The organism is Nocardia sp. NPDC056064 (genome assembly GCF_042266925.1).
Taxonomy (GTDB): Bacteria; Actinomycetota; Actinomycetes; order Mycobacteriales; family Mycobacteriaceae; genus Nocardia.
This window is the reverse complement of record NZ_JBHJWO010000001.1, coordinates 676,788-698,832: the sequence shown is the minus strand read 5'-3', so window position 1 is coordinate 698,832 and position 22,045 is coordinate 676,788. Positions and strand designations below refer to the sequence as shown.

12 protein-coding genes and 1 riboswitch are annotated in these 22,045 nt (G+C 66.3%); of the genes, 5 read left to right on the top strand and 7 right to left on the bottom strand.

Annotated features, from left to right (window positions below; genetic code table 11):
• Nucleotides 1–5 precede the first annotated feature (5 nt).
• Nucleotides 6–216: riboswitch (cobalamin riboswitch) on the bottom strand.
• A gap of 27 nt (nt 217–243) precedes the next feature.
• Nucleotides 244–1,557 carry a TerD family protein gene (locus ACFC06_RS03140; protein WP_375927317.1) on the bottom strand — a complete coding sequence of 438 codons (1,314 nt, stop codon included), beginning with the start codon at nt 1,555–1,557 and terminating at the stop codon, nt 244–246.
• A 227-nt stretch (nt 1,558–1,784) separates the two neighbouring features.
• Between ACFC06_RS03140 and ACFC06_RS03135 the strand changes: the two genes are divergently transcribed.
• Nucleotides 1,785–2,660: a glucosyl-3-phosphoglycerate synthase gene (locus tag ACFC06_RS03135; RefSeq protein WP_375927315.1), complete on the top strand. Its 876-nt coding sequence runs from the start codon at nt 1,785–1,787 to the stop codon at nt 2,658–2,660.
• Between the two features lie 60 nt (nt 2,661–2,720).
• Here ACFC06_RS03135 and ACFC06_RS03130 read toward each other — a convergent pair whose 3' ends face one another.
• The 5 genes from ACFC06_RS03130 to ACFC06_RS03110 form a co-directional block, all read right to left on the bottom strand.
• Nucleotides 2,721–4,574: an ATP-binding cassette domain-containing protein gene (locus ACFC06_RS03130; RefSeq protein ID WP_375927313.1), complete on the bottom strand. Its 1,854-nt coding sequence runs from the start codon at nt 4,572–4,574 to the stop codon at nt 2,721–2,723.
• Between the two features lie 11 nt (nt 4,575–4,585).
• Complete coding sequence (locus ACFC06_RS03125) at nt 4,586–5,779, bottom strand: type III polyketide synthase (protein ID WP_375927311.1); 1,194 nt, start codon at nt 5,777–5,779, stop codon at nt 4,586–4,588.
• Nucleotides 5,780–5,824: 45 nt separating this feature from the next.
• Nucleotides 5,825–7,291, bottom strand: coding sequence for a cytochrome b5 domain-containing protein (locus tag ACFC06_RS03120; protein WP_375927309.1), 1,467 nt, complete (start codon nt 7,289–7,291; stop codon nt 5,825–5,827).
• Nucleotides 7,292–7,541: 250 nt separating this feature from the next.
• Nucleotides 7,542–8,342, bottom strand: coding sequence for an LppX_LprAFG lipoprotein (locus tag ACFC06_RS03115; protein ID WP_375927307.1), 801 nt, complete (start codon nt 8,340–8,342; stop codon nt 7,542–7,544).
• Between the two features lie 170 nt (nt 8,343–8,512).
• Nucleotides 8,513–9,388 (bottom strand): helix-turn-helix transcriptional regulator, encoded by an 876-nt coding sequence (locus ACFC06_RS03110; RefSeq protein ID WP_375927305.1) that lies wholly within the window; start codon nt 9,386–9,388, stop codon nt 8,513–8,515.
• A 136-nt stretch (nt 9,389–9,524) separates the two neighbouring features.
• Here ACFC06_RS03110 and ACFC06_RS03105 point away from each other — a divergent pair, with 136 nt between their 5' ends.
• The 4 genes from ACFC06_RS03105 (at nt 9,525) to ACFC06_RS03090 (ending at nt 20,129) form a co-directional block, all read left to right on the top strand.
• Nucleotides 9,525–13,994, top strand: a complete 4,470-nt coding sequence (locus tag ACFC06_RS03105; protein WP_375927303.1) for a hypothetical protein — start codon at nt 9,525–9,527, stop codon at nt 13,992–13,994.
• A 39-nt stretch (nt 13,995–14,033) separates the two neighbouring features.
• The gene (locus ACFC06_RS03100) at nt 14,034–14,249 is read left to right on the top strand and encodes a hypothetical protein (RefSeq protein ID WP_375927301.1); all 216 of its coding nucleotides are present in this window, start codon (nt 14,034–14,036) and stop codon (nt 14,247–14,249) included.
• 253 nt (nt 14,250–14,502) lie between these two features.
• The gene (locus ACFC06_RS03095) at nt 14,503–14,877 is read left to right on the top strand and encodes a hypothetical protein (RefSeq protein WP_375927299.1); all 375 of its coding nucleotides are present in this window, start codon (nt 14,503–14,505) and stop codon (nt 14,875–14,877) included.
• Nucleotides 14,878–15,563: 686 nt separating this feature from the next.
• Nucleotides 15,564–20,129 carry a hypothetical protein gene (locus ACFC06_RS03090; protein ID WP_375927297.1) on the top strand — a complete coding sequence of 1,522 codons (4,566 nt, stop codon included), beginning with the start codon at nt 15,564–15,566 and terminating at the stop codon, nt 20,127–20,129.
• A gap of 375 nt (nt 20,130–20,504) precedes the next feature.
• Here ACFC06_RS03090 and ACFC06_RS03085 read toward each other — a convergent pair whose 3' ends face one another.
• A complete protein-coding gene (locus ACFC06_RS03085) occupies nt 20,505–21,821 on the bottom strand; it encodes a ferric reductase-like transmembrane domain-containing protein (protein ID WP_375927295.1) in 1,317 nt (438 codons plus the stop codon).
• Between the last annotated feature and the right edge of the window lie 224 nt (nt 21,822–22,045).

The following is a 22,045-nucleotide window of genomic DNA, read 5'->3' as shown; positions in this document are numbered from 1 at the left end:
TGGAATGGGTACTGCGTGGCCGTGGCCGGTCTCCTGGCTGACGGGATGGCGCGCGACGGATCAGCCTTCCCAGGGCATGCCCCAGTGGCCCCGGACGGCATCGGCCGCCCGGATCGATCAGTCGCTCCCGATCACAGTGGCGAGGGCCGCATCGGTTTCGCACCGATTTCCCGAACACCACGGCTCGGGGACTGTACCAAGATCGGAAACCGGATGGTCGGGTCGGCTGGTCGAATTGTCCGATCAGCGAGGATCGGGGCAGGTTCCCGCGTACCGGGTAAGGCCGAGACCGTTCTTGCCCTTGCTGCGCCCGACCGGCCCGTTCTTGGCCGAACGGACCCAGGCGCCGGTGGTGTCGAGCACGGGCATGCGTTCGCTGAAGGCGCGGCTGTAGCGGGTGGTGCCGTCGACGGTGAGGATGCCCTCGCGCACGTCGATGTGGGCGACGGTGGCCCAGAAGGAGTTCTTGCCGTTGCCGATCAGCACGGTGATCTGGTCGGCGTCGGCGCCCGGCAGCCCGTCGGGCCCGGGGCGGCCGTAACGCACGCGCACCCGGGGACGGCCGAAGGTGTCGATGGCGCCGGCGCCGTTGTCGACGGACTGGTAGACGTTGAGCAGCAGGTCACCGTTCTCGGTCGGGCGCACGACCACCTGTTCGGTGGCGGGCCGGTTGTTCGCGCCGGGGCCGCGGGAATCGCCCTGGTGGTGCAGGAACGGCCACACGGCCAGGTCGCCCTGATGACCTTTCTCGCCGCTGATCACCACGTAGTCACCGGTGATCTCGTTGCGGCAGAAGAAGTACACGTCCAGATCGCCGGTGCCGTAGCGGGTGACCTGCCCGTCGGGCGCGTAATGCGCACCGCGGCCGTCCCATTCGAGACCGACGGTGAGGACGTACCCGGGGTCACCCTTGCGCAGGTCGATGCTGGCGCGGCGGTCGGGTGAGTCCTTGGTGAGGACCACGTCGACCTTGCGCAGATCCACCTGCGGTGCCGCCGGCGCAGGCGCGGGCGCCGCGACGGGCCGCACAGGTGCCGGGTCCTCGGCGGGCTCCTCGTCGACGACGATCCCGTGCTCGGTCGCGAAGGCCGCGAGCCCCGCGCTGTAGCCCTGCCCGATCGCGTCGAGCCGCCACCCCTCGCCCCGCCGGTACAGCGCCACCGCCTGCAATACCGTCTCGCTCGTCAGATCCGGCGGCGTGAAGGTCATGGACTCGCCCGCGCCCGCGACGGTGACCCGCAGACCGCGCACCTCACCGAACCGGATGCCCTGCGCCTCGGTACTGCCCGCGATCACGACCCGGTGGATGTCGGCCGGGAGCGCCGCCAGATCCACCGACACCACCGCGTCGGACTCCATCCGCACCCCCGGCGCGACGGGATTGTTGAAGAACACGAAATCGGCGTCGGAGCGGACCACACCGTCGGCGGTCACCAGCACCGCCGACACGTCCACCGCCCCGGCGGGCTCGGCGAGGTCGAGCCGGATCGTGTACCGCCGCTCCCCCAGATCCGTCTTGGACCCCTTGGTCACCTCGACCACCGTCGCCGCGCTCATGCCCTACCTCCGTCGACCCCACCGGCCGGTGATCCGCACCAGGCTTTTCCGTTCGTCAGGGTACTCGTGTCCCCGGATTCCGATCGGTCTCCGGAGACGAACCCGCCCGCCCGCGACTGTGCGTTCACCTGTCGACACCACCACGGCGACCGGGATCGGTTGGCTCCGGTCACAGGATCCGCGGTGATCGGTGGCGGGGCCGGGCGGGGTGTCGTTCACTGGTCGGCATGAACGTCCGTGAACTGATCGACCGTAAGTCCGGTCGCCGGATCTCGGTGGTGGTGCCCGCGCTCGACGACGAGGACACAGTCGCCGGAGTGGTCGCCTCGGTCCGGCCGCTGCTCGGTGGACTGGTCGACGAACTGATCGTGCTCGACGCGGGTTCCGCCGACCGCACCATCGCGCGAGCCAGGGCGGCCGGTGCCGCTGTCTACACCCGCGAGGAGGCGCTGCCCGACATCGTCCCGCGCCCGGGCAAAGGCGAGGTGCTGTGGCGCTCGCTGGCCGTGTGCACCGGCGACATCGTCGTCTACCTCGACGCCGATCTGGTCGAGCCGGACCCGATGTTCGTGCCCACGCTGGTAGCTCCGCTGCTGACCGATCCGGGGCTTGCCCTGGTGAAGGGCTTCTACCGGCGCCCACTGGCGGGCGGCGCGGAGTCCGACGGCGGCGGGCGAGTCACCCAGCTCGTCGCGCGTCCCCTGCTCACCGCCCTGGCGCCCGCGCTGGCCGAGATCGTGCAGCCCCTCGGCGGTGAATACGCCGCCACCCGGAGCTTTCTCGGCGAGATCTCCTTCGCCAGCGGCTTCGGCGCCGAGATCGGCATCCTGCTCGACTGCTGGCAGCGCCGCGGGCTGTCCGCGATCACCCAGGTCGACCTGGGTGTCCGCGTGCACCGGCACCGCTCCACGCACGAACTGGCGGTGATGAGCAGGCAGGTGGTGGCGACCCTGCTGGACCGGCTCGGCATCCGCGACTCCGGCATCGGGCTGGTGCAGTTCCTGCCCAGCGACGACGGCTGGCGCCGCACCCCCTCGGAGGTCAGCCTGACCGACCGCCCACCGATGACCCAGCTGATCGCCACCCACCGCGACATCGCCTGACACACAACGAGCGCCGGTGCGGTCCCCACGGGAACCGCACCGGCGCTCGGCGCGTGCGAGCTAGGCGGCGACCAGACCGAAGTCCAGCTTCACCAGCTGATCGGCGCAGTCGAAATAGCGGTCGTCGTGGGTGATCACGATGACCGTCTTGCCGCGCCGCTTCAGCTCCGTGAGGATCTCGCGATAGAACACCTCACGGAAGCGCGGCTCCTGATCGGCGGCCCACTCGTCGAAGACGTAGATCTGGCGGTCTTCGAGCAGCGCGGTGAGAAGGGCGAGCCGTTTGCGCTGGCCCTGCGACAGATCCACCGTCGACAGGCGCCCGTCGCGCACGGTCACCTTGTGCGCGATCTGCAGTTCGTCGAGGTAGCGCTGGACCTCCTCGTCGATCCCGGGCCGGTCGAAGCCCAGATAGTCCTCGAACAGGTGGAAATCGGTGAACACCGCCGACGAGTTCTGCCGGTACCACTCGATGTTGTCGTGGTCGATCCTCTCCCCGTTGAGCGACAACGACCCCGTGCGTGGCACATACAGACCGGTGATCAACTTGGCCAGCGTCGACTTGCCGCTGCCGTTGCCACCGACGATGAACGTGATCTGCCCCGGCTCGAAGACCAGGTCGATCGGCCCCAGCCGGAACCCGCTGTCCTCGGCCGCGTCGAGCCCGGGCGGCGGACCCAGCGGCACCGGCCGCACATCCGTGGCACCGTGATCGACCCAGTTCTTGCCGTTGACATCCGGTCCCGCCGAAGGCCGCGCCCCCGGATGCGCCGGATGATGACCCGGCCCGGGATGTCCCTTCGCACCGCGCGGCGGCGGTCCGGGACGCGGCGGCGGACCACCGAGCCCGGGCGGACCGGGCGGCGCGCCCGGTGGCGGCGGAATCGGCGAGGGCGCCTCCGAGCGATACACGTAGCTCACGCCCGAGAGTTCCAGCTTGGCCTCCCCCGCCGCCGGACGCTCGGTGAAGGGCAGCAGATCCTCGTTGTGCAGCGTCTCCATCGACAGGTTCATGTCGCGGATCTTGGCCAGCGCCACATCACCGCGCAGCAGATCCGGGATGCGGTGCATGAAGTTCTGCATCGGCATCGCCAGGAACGTGGTGACCAGCACGTACCCGATCATGGTGTCGCGCGGCAGGTTCAGCGCCGCCGCGATGACGAACAGGATCAGCGCCATCGTCGCCAGCTGCAGCGCCTGGCCGAAGCCCTGCGCGTAGGAGAACTTCGAGCCCGCGTCGGTGTTCTGATCCCGCAGCGTGCCCGCCGAACCGAGCAGGTGCCGGTCCATGAAGTCACGACGACGGCCCCGGTGCAGCTTGAGTTCCTTGATCCCCAGGGTGACCGACTGGAACGAGCGCAGCAGCGCGTCCTCGTTCTCGCGTGCCTCCCGGTAGATCCGGCGCACCCGCTTGAGCACCATCTCCACACACGAGATGCCGATCAGCGTGCCCGCCACCGTCACCGCGAAGATCGGGCCCGACACGATGGCGAGGAACACGAAGCAGCCGACGATGGTCGCCACGTCGACGCAGATCGACGGGATGGCGGTGACCGCCTGCGACAGCGCCCGCACATCCTCGGTGAGGGTGGCGATGAGCCGGTGCATGCCGAGCCGTTCCAGGTGTTCCAGCGGCGCGGCGACGATCCCCGCGCTCAGGTCACTGCGCAGCCGGTAGATCGCCTCCTGGGACAACCGGATCAGCAGCACCTGCGAGAGCACCCCGCTGACCAGGATCACCAGCCCGGTCCCCGCGAAACGCAGCAGCAGGTTGTCCGGCTGCGGTTTCGGCGAGACGACAGCGTTGATCAGCGTCACCAGGTAGGTGTTGGCCACACCGGCGACGAGACCCGCGACCACCACGGCCGCGATCCTGGCCGGCGAGAGCGCGGCGAGAAAACGGAGCAGTTGCATGACTTACGCTCTCAGCTGCGGATGACATCGAAGACGATGCCCTCGAGGGTGACACCGGGTGCGAACGAGAACGCCACCCCGGTCGAGATCGGTGCCGTGGTCTGCGCGTCGCGGATCATCCGCTCCAGCACGAAGATCAGCGACACGCTCAGCATGTTGCCGTGCTCGGCGAGCACCGCCCAGCTCGGCGCCGCGGTCTCGGTGGGAAGGCCCAGCGAGCGCGCCGACTCCTCGATGATGCGTGGCCCACCGGGGTGGATCGCCCACAGATCGATGTCGGCCTTGCCGAGTCCGTTGCGCGCCAGCACTTCCGACACCACCGGGTCGACGCCGCGGTAGATGTAGTCGGGCAGGCTGGTCGCCAGTTCGCAGGTGATGCCCGCGTCCTTCACGCCCAGCACGATGCCGTCCTCGGCGTCGTCGAACAGGTGGCTGAAGCTGTCGCGGATCACCACGCTGCCCGGCGCCAGCGGCTGGTGCACCTGGTTGGCGCCGATCACCACCGCGCCGCAGCCGTCACCGAAGAGGCTGTGGGTGATCACATCGTTGACGTCGTCGTCGAACACGGCGTTGACCGAGCTGAGCTCGATGCACAGCACCATCGACTTCTTGTCCGGATGCGCCCGCACGTAGTCCACGGCAGCCCGGATGCCGTTCATGGCCGCCGCGCAGCCCATGAAGTTGATGATCATCCGGTTCACCGTCGGCGACAGGCCGAGCTGCTTGACCACCGCCACGTCGACGCCGGGGGCGATGAAGCCGGTGCTGGTGACGAAGATCAGCTGACCGATGTCCTCGGCCGGGTTCGCCAGCCCGGCCACCGCGCGCCGGGCCACGTCGACCGCCAGCGGCGCCGCGTGCTCGAAGAACAGGTTCATCCGGTCCCGGATGGTGCCCGGGCGCCTGCTGAAGTCGAGGAACTCGGGGTCGAGCGGGTCGATCGCCAGGTGGCGGGTATCGATACGGGTCTTCTGGTAGATGCGCGGAATGCGCTGCTGCTGAGCCGGATCGCTGAACAGTTCGGCGACACGGCCCGCGTTCACGCTCTGGTCGACCACCAGCGCGGGCGAGCCGGTGGCGACGGCCTCGATCACGCCGACGGTGGTCGGCGGCGTGGGCGGTAGCAGTTCGTGCCCGCGCTCGACGTCGGCCGTGCGCAGCAGGCCGAGGGGTCGCCGCTTACCTTCATCAATGGAAACAGACACGGGCACAAATCCTTTCGAATACAGACAGGAACCGGCAGGGAAGGGTCAGACGGTTCCGATGCCGGTGAAGCCCTGCACCGTGTAGGTGACGCAGGTCTTCAGCGCTGTGGGTGCGCAATGCTCGCGCACGATTCCCCACCGGTTGTCCTCGGCTTCGCGCGAGGGCGCGAGCAGATAGGTCCGGCACAGCTTGGGGAAACGATCTCCGAAGAAACTCTTGGCGGGCAGCCATTCCACGCCGAACTTCGCCGCCTCCTCACGCACCACGTCCTCGGTGGCGATGTTGGCGAAGCCGCTGCGCTGGAACGGCAGCACGTGGTGCACGCGGTGCGAGCTGAGCCCGGCCGAGAGGAAGCAGTCGACGTACTTGTTGCCGACCACGGTCAGGTCGTAGGCCTGCTCGAGCTGGTTGACCGCCCAGTCGTCGGTCTCGGTGTGCAGTTCCTCGGTAGGCACCTCGAAGTCGTGGCTGGCCACCACCATGAAGGTGGAGATCCACAGCGTGATCACGAACTGCAGCGCCCAGGCCCAGAAGTCACCGGCGAGGGTGAACACGACCACCTCGGCCACCAGCAGGAACCGCACGCCGAACGAGCCGATGAAGTGTGGCAGCGCCCCACCCCAGGTGCCGTACATGTCCTTGATGCCGACCTTGCGGGTGAGCCGGCAGACATCGAGCAGACGGATGATCATGCCGGTCAGCAGGTGACCGAATTTGTGCACGGTGTGGATCGGCACCCGGTACAGGCGCGGCACCTGCATCATCATCGTGAAGACGTTCTTCTTGATGTCGACTTCACTCTGGGTGTGCGGGTGGTGCAGCAGCGCGTGGCCGTCGGCGGTGACGAACGACAGCGCCACATAGTTCATGTCGAAGGCGTTGACCGCGTACTTGTTCCAGCCCTTCTGCGCGCGATGGATCGCGTAGTGGCCGAACCCGGCCAGCGAGCTGCGCAGCAGCACCATCGCGATCACGAAGACCGGCAACGGCATCCAGCTGGTGTCCCACAGGCGCAGGCCCTGCACCGCGAAGTAGGCGAAGATCAGGAAAGCCACCACGATGTCGAACGTGCGATCCATGCGCTTCAGGCGCGCGGCCAGCTCGGGTTCCTTGATCCTGGCCTTGACCTTGTGCAGCAGGTCGTTCTTGTCGTCGAACTGGTACTTCGGGGTGTCGTCCCAGCTGTTGAAGCCCTCCTTGAACAGGAAGTCGGGCGCGTTGTTCTTGGGATGGATGTCTTCGGGGGTGGCAGCGCGATCGAGACTGTAACGCTCGATCATGCGCGCGATTTTTTCCGGATCGCGGTGGTAGGAACCGATGATCGAGGTGATGTCGCGGTTCTTCGTGCGGCCGATGAAGAATTCACCGCCGGGATGCTTGGAGATCCAGTCACTCAGGTCGTAGGCTCTGCCGTTATACACCCACACGTTGTTGACGGGAGGCCGACCCCCGGGGCCGGGTGGTGGCGGGAGCTCGCGCTCCTCTTCATCAGGTCGATCATCGATCGTCATTTGTTCTTCCTCCGTGTCGATCGGCGTTCGATGCGTGCTGCCTGCCGACCAGCGTCCCGACACGTATAGTCCTTGTGGCGCCTTGCATCTCGCTGAACATTCTCTTATCGGATGCGCCTGCGTGCGTTGATGATTCGCGGACCCAGGGCGACACCCACACGACACACCGGTCCGGGGCCGCGGACGGCACTGCGTGCCAGGCTCCGCGATCCCCGGACCGGTGTGGGTGGTGGTCCGGTAACCGGTTCGATCAGCCCGCGGGCTTGACGATATTGACCGGCTTGGCCCAATTGGACAGGCCGACGGTGACCTCGCCGGAGTCCTTCTTCACCACGGCCTTCACCAGGTTCGGGCCGTCGCCGGTGGAGGCGGCATCGGAGGGCTTGGTGGAATCCGAGGCGGGCGGCGCGGTGTCCTGGATCCACAGGGTGATCGGCATGGTGCCGGCGTTCTGGCCGATGCGGGGCACGATCGGGTCGATGACGGCGGCGTCGATGGTGCCGGTGATCTTCACCGTGTTGATGCCGTCGATGACCTCACGGCTCTCGGCCTTCGGGTTCTGCACATTGGCGATCACATTCGCGATGCCCTTGTCCTTGTCCAGGATGACGCCCGGATCATAGACCTTCTCCGCCGGGCCCGCGGGCACGTAACGGCCGCCGGTCTCGGTGTAGAGCACCTTGTCGACCACCAGGAACTTCGCCTCGGTGAACGGGTCCTCGGGCTTGATCTTGACCTTGGCCTCGCCCATCGCGGCGCCGGAGCCCTGGGTCTCGTTGGTGACATCGGCCGACACGGTCTCCACCGGCAGATCCGGCAGGTTGGTGACATCGATGTTCAGGTGCACGGTGCGCAGGGTCTGAGTGGTCTTGGCCGACTCCTTCACCAGCTGCGCGCCGTCGGGCAGCGCACCGGTGGGCGGAGCGGTGGTGGTGGTCTCGTCACTGGAGCAGCCGGACACGAGGGCCGCGCACAGGGCCGCCGCCGCGACGACCGACGTGATGGCGGAGCGCCGCGAGAAGCGCCGCCGCGTGCTGGGATTCGGTGTCATGTCGATCAAGTTTCATCCCCTGGAGATGGTCGTGTATCGCTGTGGTGAGGCAGCCGAAGCTGCCGTCGCCTGCGACATACTAAACAGACCATCGGACATCTCGCGCTCCCCCGACGGCGATAGTACCCGAGGATTTTCGATTCGCGACTCATGCGCGGGGACTATGGAATTCACCCCGCGGCACGCCCGCCACGATGCCGGCGCGCGACGTGCTCGTCCCACGGCGCCCGACGTCGCTCGTCGGTCATGGCCAACAGCCCGGTCAGTTTCGCGCCCTGCGCCTCGTCCACCGGCGTGAAGACCTGCACCCACGCACCCTCGAGCGGCGGCAACGACAGGTTGGTCAGATTCAGCGTCAACGTACCGACGGCCAGATGCCGCACTTCTTTGACCAGCCCGACCGGCACCGCCACATCGTTGCTCGTCCACAGCGCGGCGAAGGCCGCGCTCTCGGTACACAACTCGTCCACCAGCCCCCGCCACGTGGGGTCATCGAGATGCCTGACATGGGCACCCCGCAGGTAAGCGACCATCCTGCGGAGATCCGTGGCGTTGTAGACATACGGATTACAGCAATCCGGCGTCAGGAACACCGTCCGCAGCACATTGTCGGTGAGCCCAGGAAACAACGTCCGATGAGCGGCATTACGTTCCAGCACATCGAATTTCGAACTGATCAACGCCGCGGGCAACGGATCCAGCTGCTCGAGGATGACCGACACTCCCGGCGGAACCACCACCTCACCCACCGCCGCGACAGGCACCGCCGGCACCCCCGCCAACCGATACAGATGCCCCTGCTCCGCCGGACTCAGCCGCAACGTGCGCGCCACCGCGTTCAACACCTGAACACTGGCATTGATCGGGCGGCCCTGCTCCAGCCAGGTGTACCAGGTGACACCGACCCCGGACAGCTGCGCAACCTCTTCCCGGCGCAGCCCCGGCGTGCGCCGGCGACGTCCCGGTGGCAAGCCGACGTCATCGGGACGAATCTTGGCGCGGCGCGACTTCAGGAACTCGGCGAGCTGCACCCTCTTGGCCTCCATCCGGCCATTCTCGCCATCACCGGTCCCTGTATCCAGGTGCCATAGATACCCGGATAGTGGGACCGGCCCGCACCGCGCCCTCTCCCTCGTTCTGCGCGCAGCCGGAATGTCGTACCGGTTTGCGACAATCCACCGCATGTTGATCTCGCCGCCCTCCGATCCACTGGACTCGACGCTGTATTCGGACTGGGTACGCCACTTCGATCACGGCGCGGTCGGGGGTGCCGAGGAACTGGTCACCGTGCTTCGCGAGAAGGCCTGGAGGACACAGAAGCCTGGAGCTTTCATCGATGAGGTGGCGCGGCGGGCGGATGCGCTGCCTGAGCGGCACCGGCCCTGGCTGCTGGACATGGTCGGTCACTGGCTGTCCGGGTATGCCGCGTCGATGTCGAGTTCGCGCCACCGGAGCGCGGCGATCAGTGCCTATGGCCGGGCTCGGGCGGTCGAGCGAGAGCACTCCCTGCCAGTGCATGTGGACTTCCATCGGCAGAACGCACTGCTGTTCGCTCGCTACGGCGCGCTGCCTGCCAAAGAGGTCGCGGCGCATCAGCGTTGGTTGGCCGGTGTGGGATCACCACAGGAGGCTCACCGGGAATTCGTGCGACTGCTCGTGGCGCTGGCGCAGGGTGGCGCGCCGCTCGGGGCGGATCTGCCTCGCCGCGTTCGCGCCTCGGCCAAGGCCGCGGGTCTGGGCCTCGACGAGGACTCGCGGATCCTGCTGGATGTCCTCGGCGCCTGCACCTCCCGGAAGGTGCCGGACGGCCTGCTCGATGGCGCGGCCAAGGTGTTCGTCCAGGTGCCGCCTGACGATGTCACGCCGTTGTTGCGCCTCTTCCCCGCGACAGTCACGAACGGCTCCGCGCTGTTGCGGCTACTCGACGCGATCGGCGCGATCGAGGGATTCGCCGATGGAACCCTCACGCCTCCGGGTGGACTGGCGGCCTGGATCGGTGAATTCTTCGCCATGTACTGCTATGTCGAAGTGCCCTACGGCGGCGTGACCGCACAGCGGATGCCGGCGGAACTGTTCGACATGATCGAGCGCATCGGTCCTCGGCTGAAGGAATCCGGACGCGCCGTCTCCCTGGCGCGCGGCCGGTTCCACCACTGGCACATCGATACCGATCTCGCCGACGCGCTGCTGGCGGTCGGAGCAGCGGTCGATGCCCCCGACAACGGTCGAATGCACTTCTGGGGTGCGGATTCCCGGCGCGACCTGATCGCCTTGGCCGCTGATCCGAAGCTGGGGCCCCGGCTGGAAGGTGTCGTGCACGCCGATCGGCAGACCACCGGCTCCGCGCTCGTCCGGCTGCCGGACAATCCCGGCATCGAGCGTGCGGTATTCGCCCGCATCGCCAGTGTCATCGACCGGGTCGCGAGCGGCGGGCTCCTCGATGCCGAACTGGCCATCGCCGAACTCGACGAGTTGCTCGATCTGCCGACCATGCAAGCGCTGGACGGGATCGAGGAAGCGCTGGCCGTTCTCGACGGCGTCGGCCCCCTGGTCCGGACGCTTCGGGCTGGTATCCCGGGTGAATTCCACTGGCCTGCTTGGGAGGCGGCGATCCGTCATCTGGGCAGCGCGCAGGGAGTTACCGCCACGTGGCCGATGCTGACCCTCTACAACCGCACCCGCGCCGTGGTGATCGACCCGCACGCGATGGTGGCCGAGACCGAGTTCACGATCCCCGCCGGAAAGCACCTGGGCGCGGTGTTCTTCGTGGGCGGGGATTTCCTGGTCGGGTACGGCGACACCACGACGTCCTACGCCAAGCATGCCTTCTGGACGAGTGCACCCGACGAACACTTCTCGGTCACCGACTGGCTCGGTCTGCGGGCCTGCCGCAACATCTACGACGGTGGGCTCGGATACCAGTTCGCCACCGCGGACGGCCGCCACGATGGCAGGCGAGTACTGCGGCCGGGCGAGCGTCACGGCATCGCGGACCTGCATTGTCAGGTGAGCGACGGCGAGCGGGTATGGCGTCTCGCGGAGCCGCATTCGAGTTCGGATTCCTGGGCCGAAGTGGATCCGCGCGACGGGGCGCTCACAGAGACCTCATCGCTTCCCGAGTTCCTCGCCGACGGCGAAGTTCCCCAAGGGAAGGAGATCGTGCGCTCGCTGCTGTCGTACGTGCGGCTGCCCGACGGAGTCCGCACGTCACCGCTCGGCGACGTCGAGGGTGTCAGCGGTTACCGCGTCCTGCGTGACCGACATGATTGGACAGGCTATGTGGTGGAGTCCGTCGACGGTCGTAGGGCCACCTTCGCGGGTGGCCGCGGTGCCGATTCCCCGTGGGGGCTGGTCCGTTTCCCCGAGTGCGGAGCGGAACTGCTGATGACCTACGGCGGTTCCGCCACGATCCGCGCCTATGAGGACAGCAGTCCGCTCTGGGAGGTCCAGACCGCGCCGCGCACGGCTTCGGCCTTCCCGCCCCCGGCGTTCTGGCACTTTCTCACCCCGCGCGATCGGGCGGGTTCGCTGGCCCTGCGGGGTCTCGACACCGCAGGTGCCCGCGAGCTTCTAGCCACCGGTGCGCTGCCGTCCGGCCTCACCGATCCCGGCCTCGCGAAAAGTGTCCGCGCACTGGCGGATCAGGCAGGCCGACTCGTCGCTGCCCGTGAGCGAATCTCCGCGCGAGTGGCGATGATTCGATCCGGCGCACTGGTCACCGTGCCGGCCGCAGTGCCGGACTCCGACCTTCTTCCCGCGTTGTTCGGCTTGCTCGACCACCATTGGAACGCGCACTCCACCGTTGTCGCCGCCACCCTCACGGCTCTCGCCGCGGACGGCCGTTTCCTCGCCGGCGACATCGACGACACGGTGCGCCGGATGAGCCCGCCCGCGGCGCCCGTCGATTGGACGCCGCTGCTCGGCCACATCGATGCGGTGGCCTGGCGGGCCATCAACGGCCGCACGCCCGAAACCGATCGCGCCGCCCTGATCGCGCTGCTGACCACCTGGGCCGCACAGCCGTTCGCGGTTCCCAGCACGTGGCGGGTCGGTCGGTGTCAGCCGGATTCCGCAACCGGCCTCGAGCGCACCCTCGCCCATGAGGGCGCATTCCTTCAACCCGTGGCCGTCGCGTCACCGGCGGATGCGATCGAAGTCGACACCCTCACCATCGCCCGCGACGACGCCGCCCGCATCGGGAAACTCCTGGATCAGCTTGCGCACCATGGGCCGCGAACACCGGGAACACAGGCCGTGCGGCGGTTCGCCGAACTCACCGGAGTCCGCGAGCCGATCGCCCGGCTCGCCCTGGACGGACTGCCGCGCCGCTGCGGGCTCGGCGGCGGTCTTGTTCGCCTGGCCGACGCCCACAGGAAGATGCTCCGAACCAATCCATACGGAGCGAACGCCGTGGTCGCGGACCAGTACGAGGCATACACGCGCCGTCTCGGCTGGACCGGCCGTCAACGGCTCGTGGCCGCGGGCATGCCGGAGGACGTCACCGAGCTGTGGACCGAGGGCGGGGATCTCGCGGCCGCCGAGCGGATGGCGGCGGTGTGGAACGACCTGCTGGGCAGGCGAACCCATGTCTCCGAGGCGCTGATCGTCGAGCTCGAGGCCGCCACCGGCCTGCCGAGCCCGTTGGCGACGGCCCTGTCCCATCCGGACAAGACGACCGTCGCCACCGAGAACCTGCGATGTGGGCTGCGGGTCAATGGCTACGACGAGCTCGATCTGCACCACGGAAATTCCAGCGTCTCTTCGATTCGACGGTGGAATCCCTACCGCGAGCCGGCGACGGCGCTGGTGTGGGCGCTCACCGAGCGTCCGGTCGGCGATCCGGACAGCCGCGGGGTCGTCGACCTGCACGATCGACTCCACGCGCGGCTGCGAGCTCCGCGGCTGTTGGTCGTCCTCGAACAGATGCGGCAATTGTCCCCGACGCTGTTCGGACCGAACACCTACCCGATCGCGGCTCAGGAGCGGGTCGTCTACGACAACGGACTGATCGTCGTCGATGGGGAGCAGTGGCACCGCGGCACCTTCCTGCGACCGTCCGCCCTCACCGACCCCGACGTGCTGAGCCGAACCCTGCGCATCTGCACGGACCACCGTGCGACAGGCCTGGCGCATGCGATCCGGTGCGAGCAAACCCTGGTGACCGGCCTGCCCCGCTTCATCGAACGCGCCACCACGACGCCCGTCGCTCCGGGCCGCTACGAGGCGGACCCGCGACAGAGTGCCCCCGACCTGGTCGAACGGGTCTCGACGTGTCTCGGTGTGAGCCCGGACGCGGCGGCCCTGTATCTGCAGCTACTGACGCTCGCCCGCCCCACCGACCGCGCCGTGCGTCGCTTCAACGACTGGACTCCGGCCCGGCACAAGAAGATTCAAGCCGAGCTCGTCGCCCAGCGATCCGTCGTCGAAGACAAGCGTGCCCGGGCCGGACGCACGGCGTTCATCCCCGGGCCGTGGACCTCGACGGTGCAGGCACCGCACCTGCCGCTCGAGACCGCGAAGCTCCAGCGACACCTGGTGCGCGTCGACGACAAGACCATCGTCGGCCCGTACACGGCGATTCTTCCTCCTCGCCCGCTCCACGAGATGTTCGCCGACGCCTGGGACTCCCGAGATGCCAGGTCACAGCCGTAAGATCACCCTGGGCAACACATTTCCCGGCCGAGCGGCTTGATGATCAGCATCGGCTGCACGGCTGATCGACTGCTCGCAGTGGAACTCTGGCGACCCGAAACCGGCACGGATACCGTGCACGTCCGCGGGATTGATGTGGTCGGTCTGCCGGCGCGGGAGGTTGTCGACCGTCTGCGTCAGCACACCTCGATCGAACCAGCGGAGGACGATCCCGCTTCGTTCATTGCCCCAGATCTGGCGTCGTCGACCGCGTAATCGCCTCCGGGGCCACCGAAAAGGCGTTGATCGGTTTCGGGTTCTCTCTCACGCTCATTCGTGGTCATCTGAGAAGCGGGTAGCCCGAAAGCGCGCTTCGCACGCGTTCAAGCCGCCCAGGCCTGCCGCCTCGCGCAGGATCTCCCAGTACCGGAGCGGACGGAAGTGACGCTCGTCGAAAGCCGAAGTCCGGCGCTGGTGGGAATCCGACTGGGACCTCGATACCGGGCACGTATCCACGTAGAGTACGGCGATGCGGTGGATTCTTTCGGTCCTGATCCTTTGTGCGACTTGCTTTTCGGCAACGTCGGTGGCTGCGGCGGACCCGTTCGACGGGCCACCTGTGGAGACCGTGCGGCTGGTCCATGACTTCGGCCGCTGCGACACGGACCTGCTCGTCTTCTCGAGTGATGTGCCGGTGCAACTCGATCTCACGGTGCGCAACCAATTCGATCCGGAGGCGCGGATGCGGATCCCACTCTTCCTCTGGTCCCATGACCTGCCGATGACGATCGATCCGGTGACCCATTCGGTGAAGTTCATGGCGCGGGCGGGCGAATACACGTTCGATATCGTGACCGGGCCTGACGACCACGCACTGTGCGAGGGCATGCTCATCGCCTTGTGAGCTCACCGGCTGCGGCAACGCAGTCACCCAGTGCGGATGGAGTGCTCCGCGAAGGCCGAGGGTGGGCGGACGGTACGGTTGCGGTCCGTACATCCACCGCCGGCACACCAGCCAACCGATACAAATGCCCCTGCTCCGCCGGACTCAGCCGCAACGTGCGCGACACCGCCTTCAACACCTGAACACTGGCATTGATCGGCCTCCCGACTAAAGCCAGGTGTACCTGGTGACACCGACCCCGGCCAGATGGGAACCCTACCTACTCCACGTCGCCTGAGAGTGCAAAGAACGCCTGAGAATGCCACGGCCCAGCCCATCATCGACCCGGGCTGTCGGGCTGTCGGGCTGCTGCAGGATCGGGTGGCAGCGGTTGGCACGGTTGCACAGTATTGCCAACCCCCGACGATCACAGCCAGGCGAAACCGAACGGTAGGCAGCAGATGCGGACGTTCGCGACCGCGTGCCCAGCGGCATGAGCGGATGTTCGGTGGCCTGTCGAGCCTGGATAGCGTCGGCCGTCGGATCCTTCTGGCCGCGCCCTTACTGCATGGATGTGACGGGTCGTCAGCGGTAGTGGGTGGCTGGTGGTTGGTTCAGGTCAGTGTCGGCGAGGAGTTGGCGGGCAGAGAGCGGCCGGTGGCGGGGACGGGTGTCCGGCGAATATTGGGGCTGACAGCTGAAATGCCATGGGCAACTGTCATGATGGGGAGATCGAGAAATCCGTACAGTCGAGCAGCGCGGCAACTGCCATGCCACAGAATCTGGCGCGGCCCCGAATGGCCGGCGCCAGTGGTGGCGTCGCGGACAAGCTGGGCAATAAATACGAGTTGGCCTGGGCCATCCGTCACGCTCTGTTCTGCATCCAGGACGAGCGCCGCAGTCTCACGCTCGAAGAGATCGACCCTGAACTAGCTGACGGCTCGGAGTTCACCTACGTCAACGAGCACGGCGACATCGCGGTGACCCAGGTGAAGCGCCAGAACAACATCATCGATCACTGGACGATCGCAGCTCTCAGAGGTCGCGGAGTCTTGGCGGCAGCTGCTCGCCACGTTGCCGCGGGGCGCAAGTTCCACTTCAGTTCGATGACTCCGAGCGGTGCACTTCGGGTCATGGCCGACTTGTCACGGCAATCGGCGGACGCACAGCAGTTCGTTGCGCGTCAGCTCACGCGCGAGTTGAGACCAACCTTCGATGAGCTGACCGCAACGAAAGTCTTCGGAAGCTCTGAGGCGGCCTGGCAGACCCTGCGCGGTATGTGGATTGAGATTGAAGTCGAAGAGCAGCTGGTCATGACCAACGCTATGCTCGCCGAAGTGTCCTTGGAGGGCGCGACCGGCGACCTCATGGCGGTTGCCATAGGTGCGGTTTTGCTCGACAACCTGCGCACGCGGATGACGCAACGGGAGCTGCTTGACGCTCTTGCTCGCGACGGCATCACAAGGCACGGCTTCCGGGCCACGCGAACGTCCCATGAGCAGGTGGTGGCAGCGACCCAGAGCTGGCGCGGCACGATCGAGCGCGAACTGCTCTCGCCATCGATTGAGAGGCAAGAAGCCGAAACTCTCGTCGACCTCATGACTACGACCCGGCTTGCACTTGTCGTCGGGGCTGGAGGTGGTGGAAAGAGTACTGTGCTTTACCAGGCTGCGCGCGAGTTCGAGGCGCAGGACGCCGAGGTGTTGGCGTTCCGGCTCGACCGCCGTGGCGCCTTCGGTTCGACCGTCGAACTGGGTATTCAGCTGGGCTTCTCGACCTCGCCGGTTGCGGCGTTGCGACAGGCGGCGGACGGCCGCGACGCATTCCTGATTATCGACCAACTCGACGCCGTGTCGCTAGTGTCCGGGCGCCTCTCGGAGCGCTACGACGTCATTGCCGATCTCATTCAAGAAGCAACGGCGGTTGACGGGGTGCGCGTCATCTTGGCCTGCCGACTATTCGACGTCGAGAACGACCACCGCATCCGCAAACTCGATGCGCGGAACGATGTCGAGCGTCTGACTGTTGAACTGCTACCTGACGAGGCCGCGGCGGGCGCCGTCTCAGCCATGGGTCTCGATCCTGGTCTGCTTACTGCTACGCAACGTGCACTCCTCAGGTCACCGCTTAACCTCGTCTTGCTGGAGACGATCGCCGACCAGCCAGGTGCCCTGAACTTCACCTCCCGAGGATCGTTGTTCGAAGCCTTCTGGCTGCGCAAAGAGCAGACCTCCGAGGAGCGACGGCCCGGAACATTGTTCAACGACGTGCTGGCCCGGATCGCCCACGCCGCGAGCGACAACCAGACGTTGTCTGTCCCTGTCGAGATCCTCGACCCTGGCGACTTCATCAAACACGCTCGGGTCCTCGCTTCCGAACAGGTCATTGCGATCGAAGACGACCGGGTCTCCTTCTTTCACGAGACGTTCTTCGACTTCACATTCGCCCGTCAGTGGCTGTCACGACACCAGTCGATGGTCGAATTCCTTTGCGCCCAGGAGCAAGAACTGTTCCGACGCGCGCAGGTGCGGCAGATCCTCGAGCTTCTCCGTGAGCGAGATCCCGATCGGTTCCGGACGGAGGTCGAGGCGGCCCTGAGTAGCGCAGATGTTCGCTTCCACATCAAGGAGACGGTGATTGCCGTCTTCGCGAACGTCAGTGCTCCGACCGTCGAGGATGTCGAACTTGTGCTGCGCCTTGCCGACAGGGAGTCCACGCTCACGAAACGGCTTTTGTTGCAGCTCGCACGCCCAACGTGGTTCGGCCCGTTCTGCGCCCAGGGTCACATCGAGAGGTGGCTCGATGGCGACGACGCCGCGCTACGCGATAGGAGCGTCAACTGGATGGGCAACGCTGGCGCCGTGCATTCCGCCGAGGTGGCTGGCCTCTTGATGGCGCGGAAGCAGTCACCCGACTATGTGATGTGGCTCCGTTGGGTGGCACAACGCGCCGACCTGCATCTCCACCGGCGGCTATTCGAGCTGTTGCTGGACGCAATCCGTGCCGGCCATATCGACCCCGCCGATCGCAACCACTGGCTGTCGGTACACAAGCTGGCGGAACACCAGCCACTCTGGGCAATCGAGATGCTCAAGGCCTGCTTCGTGGAGAGTCCGTCTGCTCTGACGCTCGGTAGTGACGACAAAGTAACGCTCCTCGGCATTCATGAGTACGGTGCCACTCAGATGATCGAGACAGCATGCGAAGCGGAACCTCAAGCGTTCGCCGAGGCGTTCGTGCCGCACCTGCTGGCAATCATGGAGGTCACGCATTATGACCGCTTCGAGCAGGATCTTCTTCGTGACCGGCATTTCAGTCTGAGGCTTCGAGTGGAGCCAGGGTACGGCGACGTCGATGACGCGTTGTACAACGGCGCAGCGGCCGCGCTCGGGAAGTGCGCGCAGACGTCACCGGAAGCCATCGAGTCGATGCTGCGGCTCCTAGCCGCCAACGAACATGACGCGGCACAGTCGTTGTTGTACCGCGCACTGATCGCTGGGGCCGTGACCTTTGCCCCGTGGGCAGCCGAGCTGATTCTCCAAGGCGGCAACCGCCTGAAAGCGGGCTACCTGTCCGATTCGCACTGGCTCTCGCGCGAGGTCGTTGAGGCCATAGCGCCGATTGTCAGCGACGAGGTCCACTTGCAGCTCGAAGTGCAACTCCGAGACCTTCCCGCGACATACCAATCTTCCGACCTCCATCACAGGCTTCGGTGGTTCGGATACACCGCCTTCAAGTTCCTATCAGCGCTCGACCCCGGGCGGTTGACCCCGCTGGGACTTCGACGGCTACAGGAGTACCAGCGCAAGTTCGACTGCGATTTGCCCGAGCTACCAACCGGCATAGTTGCTTATAGGGTCGGGTCGCCGATCGGTGATTCAGCCACAGGCATGATGAGCAACGCGCAGTGGCTGCAGGCCATGGCAAAGCACGACAACGACGACCGCGACTTCGGCAGCCAGGTAGGCGGTGCTCGCGAGTTGGCGCAGCAGCTGAAGTCGCACACGGCTGAGGATCCTCTTCGATTCGCTGGCCTGGCCATGCTATTGACGCCCGAGACCAACGAGGCCTATCCCAGCGCGATCCTGTCGGGCTTCGGAGAAGCATCGATTCCAGAGGAAGCGCACCACGCTGTCTTCGACGCGATCCGTCACGTCATGAGCCTCGGGCTCGGCGACTGCGACCGCTGGCTTGGCTGGGCGGTCCGTCGCGTCTATGACGAGGCGCCATTGGACATCGTTGAGATGGTCCTCGAACGGGCGCTGCATGCTCCTGACCCTGTCGACAACTCGCCAGTCTTCGTACGCCGAGACGACCACCAGCCCGGACGGGACTTGTTCACGAACGGATACAACACCTCGCGAGGAAGCTTGGCTAAGTCGCTCGGCGACCTCCTGGTCCACGACCTCGATGGCACGCGCACGGAACTCGTGGCCCCGCACCTCGTCGAGCTGGCGAGCGATCCAGTACTGGGTGTCCGCGCCTGTGTCGCGCACACCATCGCTGCCTGCCTACGGCATGCACGGCCAACCGCCTACGCAGCGTACGAACGCCTCATCGACGCCGATGATCTCCTACTTGCCTCGGACATGTTGGACGACCTGATGATCTATATCGGCAACGCCGATCCAGAAGTGATCGATCCGGTTATCAATCGCATGCTCAGTTCAACAGATGCCGAAGTTCGGAGAGCAGGGGGCTGCATGGCAGCATTCGCTGCGCTGCAATGGGGACGTCGAGCGCTAATGGAGCGAGTTCTGGCCAGCGATGTGGAAGTTCGACGCGGCCTGGCTGAGGTCTGCGCAGCAAGGATTGGACGATCCGCCGATTCAGAACTCGTGCTTTCCACTCTGCGCCGCCTGATGCACGATGAGGACGATGATGTTCGGAAAACGGTCGGCACCCTGGCCGGTCACCTGCGTGGAGACGACCTGCGCCCTTACGCCGAGTTCCTGGCTGACTTGATCGGGTCACCAAGCTACGTACACGCGTCCCCGCAACTGCTCATCACGCTGCAGGAAGCGCCGGACAAGGTCGACGATCTCATCGACCTCGCTGCACACCACTTTCTGAACATCCATGGTGAAGATGTGGCCGACATCAGGACCGGTGCTGCCGGGGATGCTCATTACATTTCGGATCTGGTGGTCCGTGGGTTAGCGCAGACTCGCGAACCACAGCGCATCACGAAGCTACTGGATATCCTCGATCGCCTGCTCGAACTCGGTGCCTACGGAGTCGATCAAGCGATTGATGGAGCCGTGCGTAACTAGCTAGGAACTGGTGTTTGACAAGGCGTCCTTCCGACGCGAATTTCTCGGATTCAAGGTCGACGATCCATTCGATGAGATGTGGGGGGCCATGAGGGCTGGTGACCTGTCCGCCTACATCGACTGTAAACCCATCCCAACCAGCTTCGCCACATCCTGCGAGCAATGCGGACGTTCCCGGGCAAGTTCCGCTGGCCTTGGTATCCCCCGTTCGTCGCCGGTCTCCAGGAACTGCTCCCGCGATTTCCTCCCGCCGGAGTCCGTGTGTGCATTGTTCAGCGCAGGACGAGTCCGAACCAGGCACAGGCGAGCAGCAGGATGGCCGCGATGATCCATACGGCACGGGTTGTGTAGGTGTGGCGCATGGCGGCTCCGATGTCAGACGAAGGTGAACCGTTCGGTGTGCACGCGGTCGGCGGGCACGTTCAGGTGGGCGAGGGCGGCTTCGACGGCGGTGACCATCGGGGCGGGCCCACAGATGAAGTACTGCTGATGCCGACTGCGGGGTGGTAGGTGTCGTCGCAGCAGCGCCTGGTCGATGAATCCGGATTCGCCTTCCCAGGCCGCCGGCGGGTGTTCCGGGACGGTCACCACAGTCAGGTTCAGTTCTCCGGACAGTGCCGCGAGCTCGGTGTCGAAGGTCATCTCGGCGAGGGAGCGCACCGCGTAGAACAGTGTCACGGGCCGGGGATCGGCGCGGTCGGCCATGGTGCGCAGAATCGACCGCATCGGGGTGATCCCGACGCCGCCGGCGATGAGGACGAAGCCGGGACCCTCGTTGCGGTCGGGCGTGAAGACGCCGTGGGGGCCGTCGAGATAGGCACGGGTGCCCGGAGCCACGACGGGGATCGTGAAGGTGAAGTCACCCAGCGACTTGATGGTCATCTCGATCCGTCCCCGGTCTTCGGCGCTGGAGGAGAACGAGAACGGATGCGCGGTGATCGCGAACGGCGAACGGTCCACCACCAGCCAGCCGAATTGACCGGGCTCGAATCGGATGCCGGGGTGCCCTACCGGAGTCAGCGTCAACGTCTGCGCGTTTCCGCGTTCGCCGGTATTGGCGGCGACCTGCCACGGGCGCCGCATCCGGCGCAGTGGGGCGACGACTCGCACCCACACCAGCAGTCCCACCAGCGCGACCGTCATCGCGGTCCACAGCGCGACTTTCCATGGCGCGTCGAGGTAGTAGCCGACGAGCACCATGTGTGCGAGCGCGAAGGCCACGACCAGCACGGAGAGCGCGCCGTGCAGGATCTGCCAGATCTCGTAGCAGATCTTCCACCGGCGGCGCCAGATCGACGTGGCCACGATCCCCAGCAGCAGCACGGTCGCCGTGATCGCGCAGCGGGCCCGCCACGGGGCGTGCCGCAGGTCGAGCAGGCCGACGATGTCGGTGCCCGCGATCTGCAGGAGCACCGGGTGGGTGAGGATGAAGGCCAGTGCCACATAGGAGATCTGGCGGTGGAACTGGACGAGTGCGTCCTCCCCGAACGGTGCGGCGACGGCCTGGAAACGGGCGACGAGCGCGAACTGCATGCCCAGCATCGACATGCCGACGAACCCCAGTGCCACCGAGAATTCGGTGAGGAACCCACGACCACCGGCGACGGGCCCCACCACCGCGAAGACCAGCGGAACGAGCGCGGCGGCCAGATACAGTCCGATCCATGCGACTCCGCGAAGAAACAACCCCATAACGGACTTCCTCGCTTCCGGCGGACGAAGTCGATCGAAACTTCATCAGAACACATCCGCCATTCACCACCGCGGTGAATTCGCAGCGAGTCGGGAATTCGACGATCACGGGCCGCACCGCTCTCGCCGGGACCGAAGAGCACCTGTGCTGATCTTGTGCGCCGAGGCGATTCGGGCGGCAAGCGAGGGTGGGCTGGACGGTGCGGTCTGCGGTCCGCACCGTC

Bases quoted from the DNA above. Each gene is read 5' to 3' on its own strand.
- ACFC06_RS03110 (WP_375927305.1), bottom strand. From the start codon at position 9,388: ATGGAGGCCAAGAGGGTGCAGCTCGCCGAGTTCCTGAAGTCGCGCCGC.
- ACFC06_RS03105 (WP_375927303.1), top strand. From the start codon at position 9,525: ATGTTGATCTCGCCGCCCTCCGATCCACTGGACTCGACGCTGTATTCG.
- ACFC06_RS03130 (WP_375927313.1), bottom strand. From the start codon at position 4,574: ATGCAACTGCTCCGTTTTCTCGCCGCGCTCTCGCCGGCCAGGATCGCG.
- ACFC06_RS03120 (WP_375927309.1), bottom strand. From the start codon at position 7,291: ATGACGATCGATGATCGACCTGATGAAGAGGAGCGCGAGCTCCCGCCA.
- ACFC06_RS03115 (WP_375927307.1), bottom strand. From the start codon at position 8,342: ATGACACCGAATCCCAGCACGCGGCGGCGCTTCTCGCGGCGCTCCGCC.
- ACFC06_RS03090 (WP_375927297.1), top strand. From the start codon at position 15,564: ATGGGCAACTGTCATGATGGGGAGATCGAGAAATCCGTACAGTCGAGC.
- ACFC06_RS03095 (WP_375927299.1), top strand. From the start codon at position 14,503: ATGCGGTGGATTCTTTCGGTCCTGATCCTTTGTGCGACTTGCTTTTCG.
- ACFC06_RS03100 (WP_375927301.1), top strand. From the start codon at position 14,034: ATGATCAGCATCGGCTGCACGGCTGATCGACTGCTCGCAGTGGAACTC.
- ACFC06_RS03135 (WP_375927315.1), top strand. From the start codon at position 1,785: ATGAACGTCCGTGAACTGATCGACCGTAAGTCCGGTCGCCGGATCTCG.
- ACFC06_RS03140 (WP_375927317.1), bottom strand. From the start codon at position 1,557: ATGAGCGCGGCGACGGTGGTCGAGGTGACCAAGGGGTCCAAGACGGAT.
- ACFC06_RS03085 (WP_375927295.1), bottom strand. From the start codon at position 21,821: ATGGGGTTGTTTCTTCGCGGAGTCGCATGGATCGGACTGTATCTGGCC.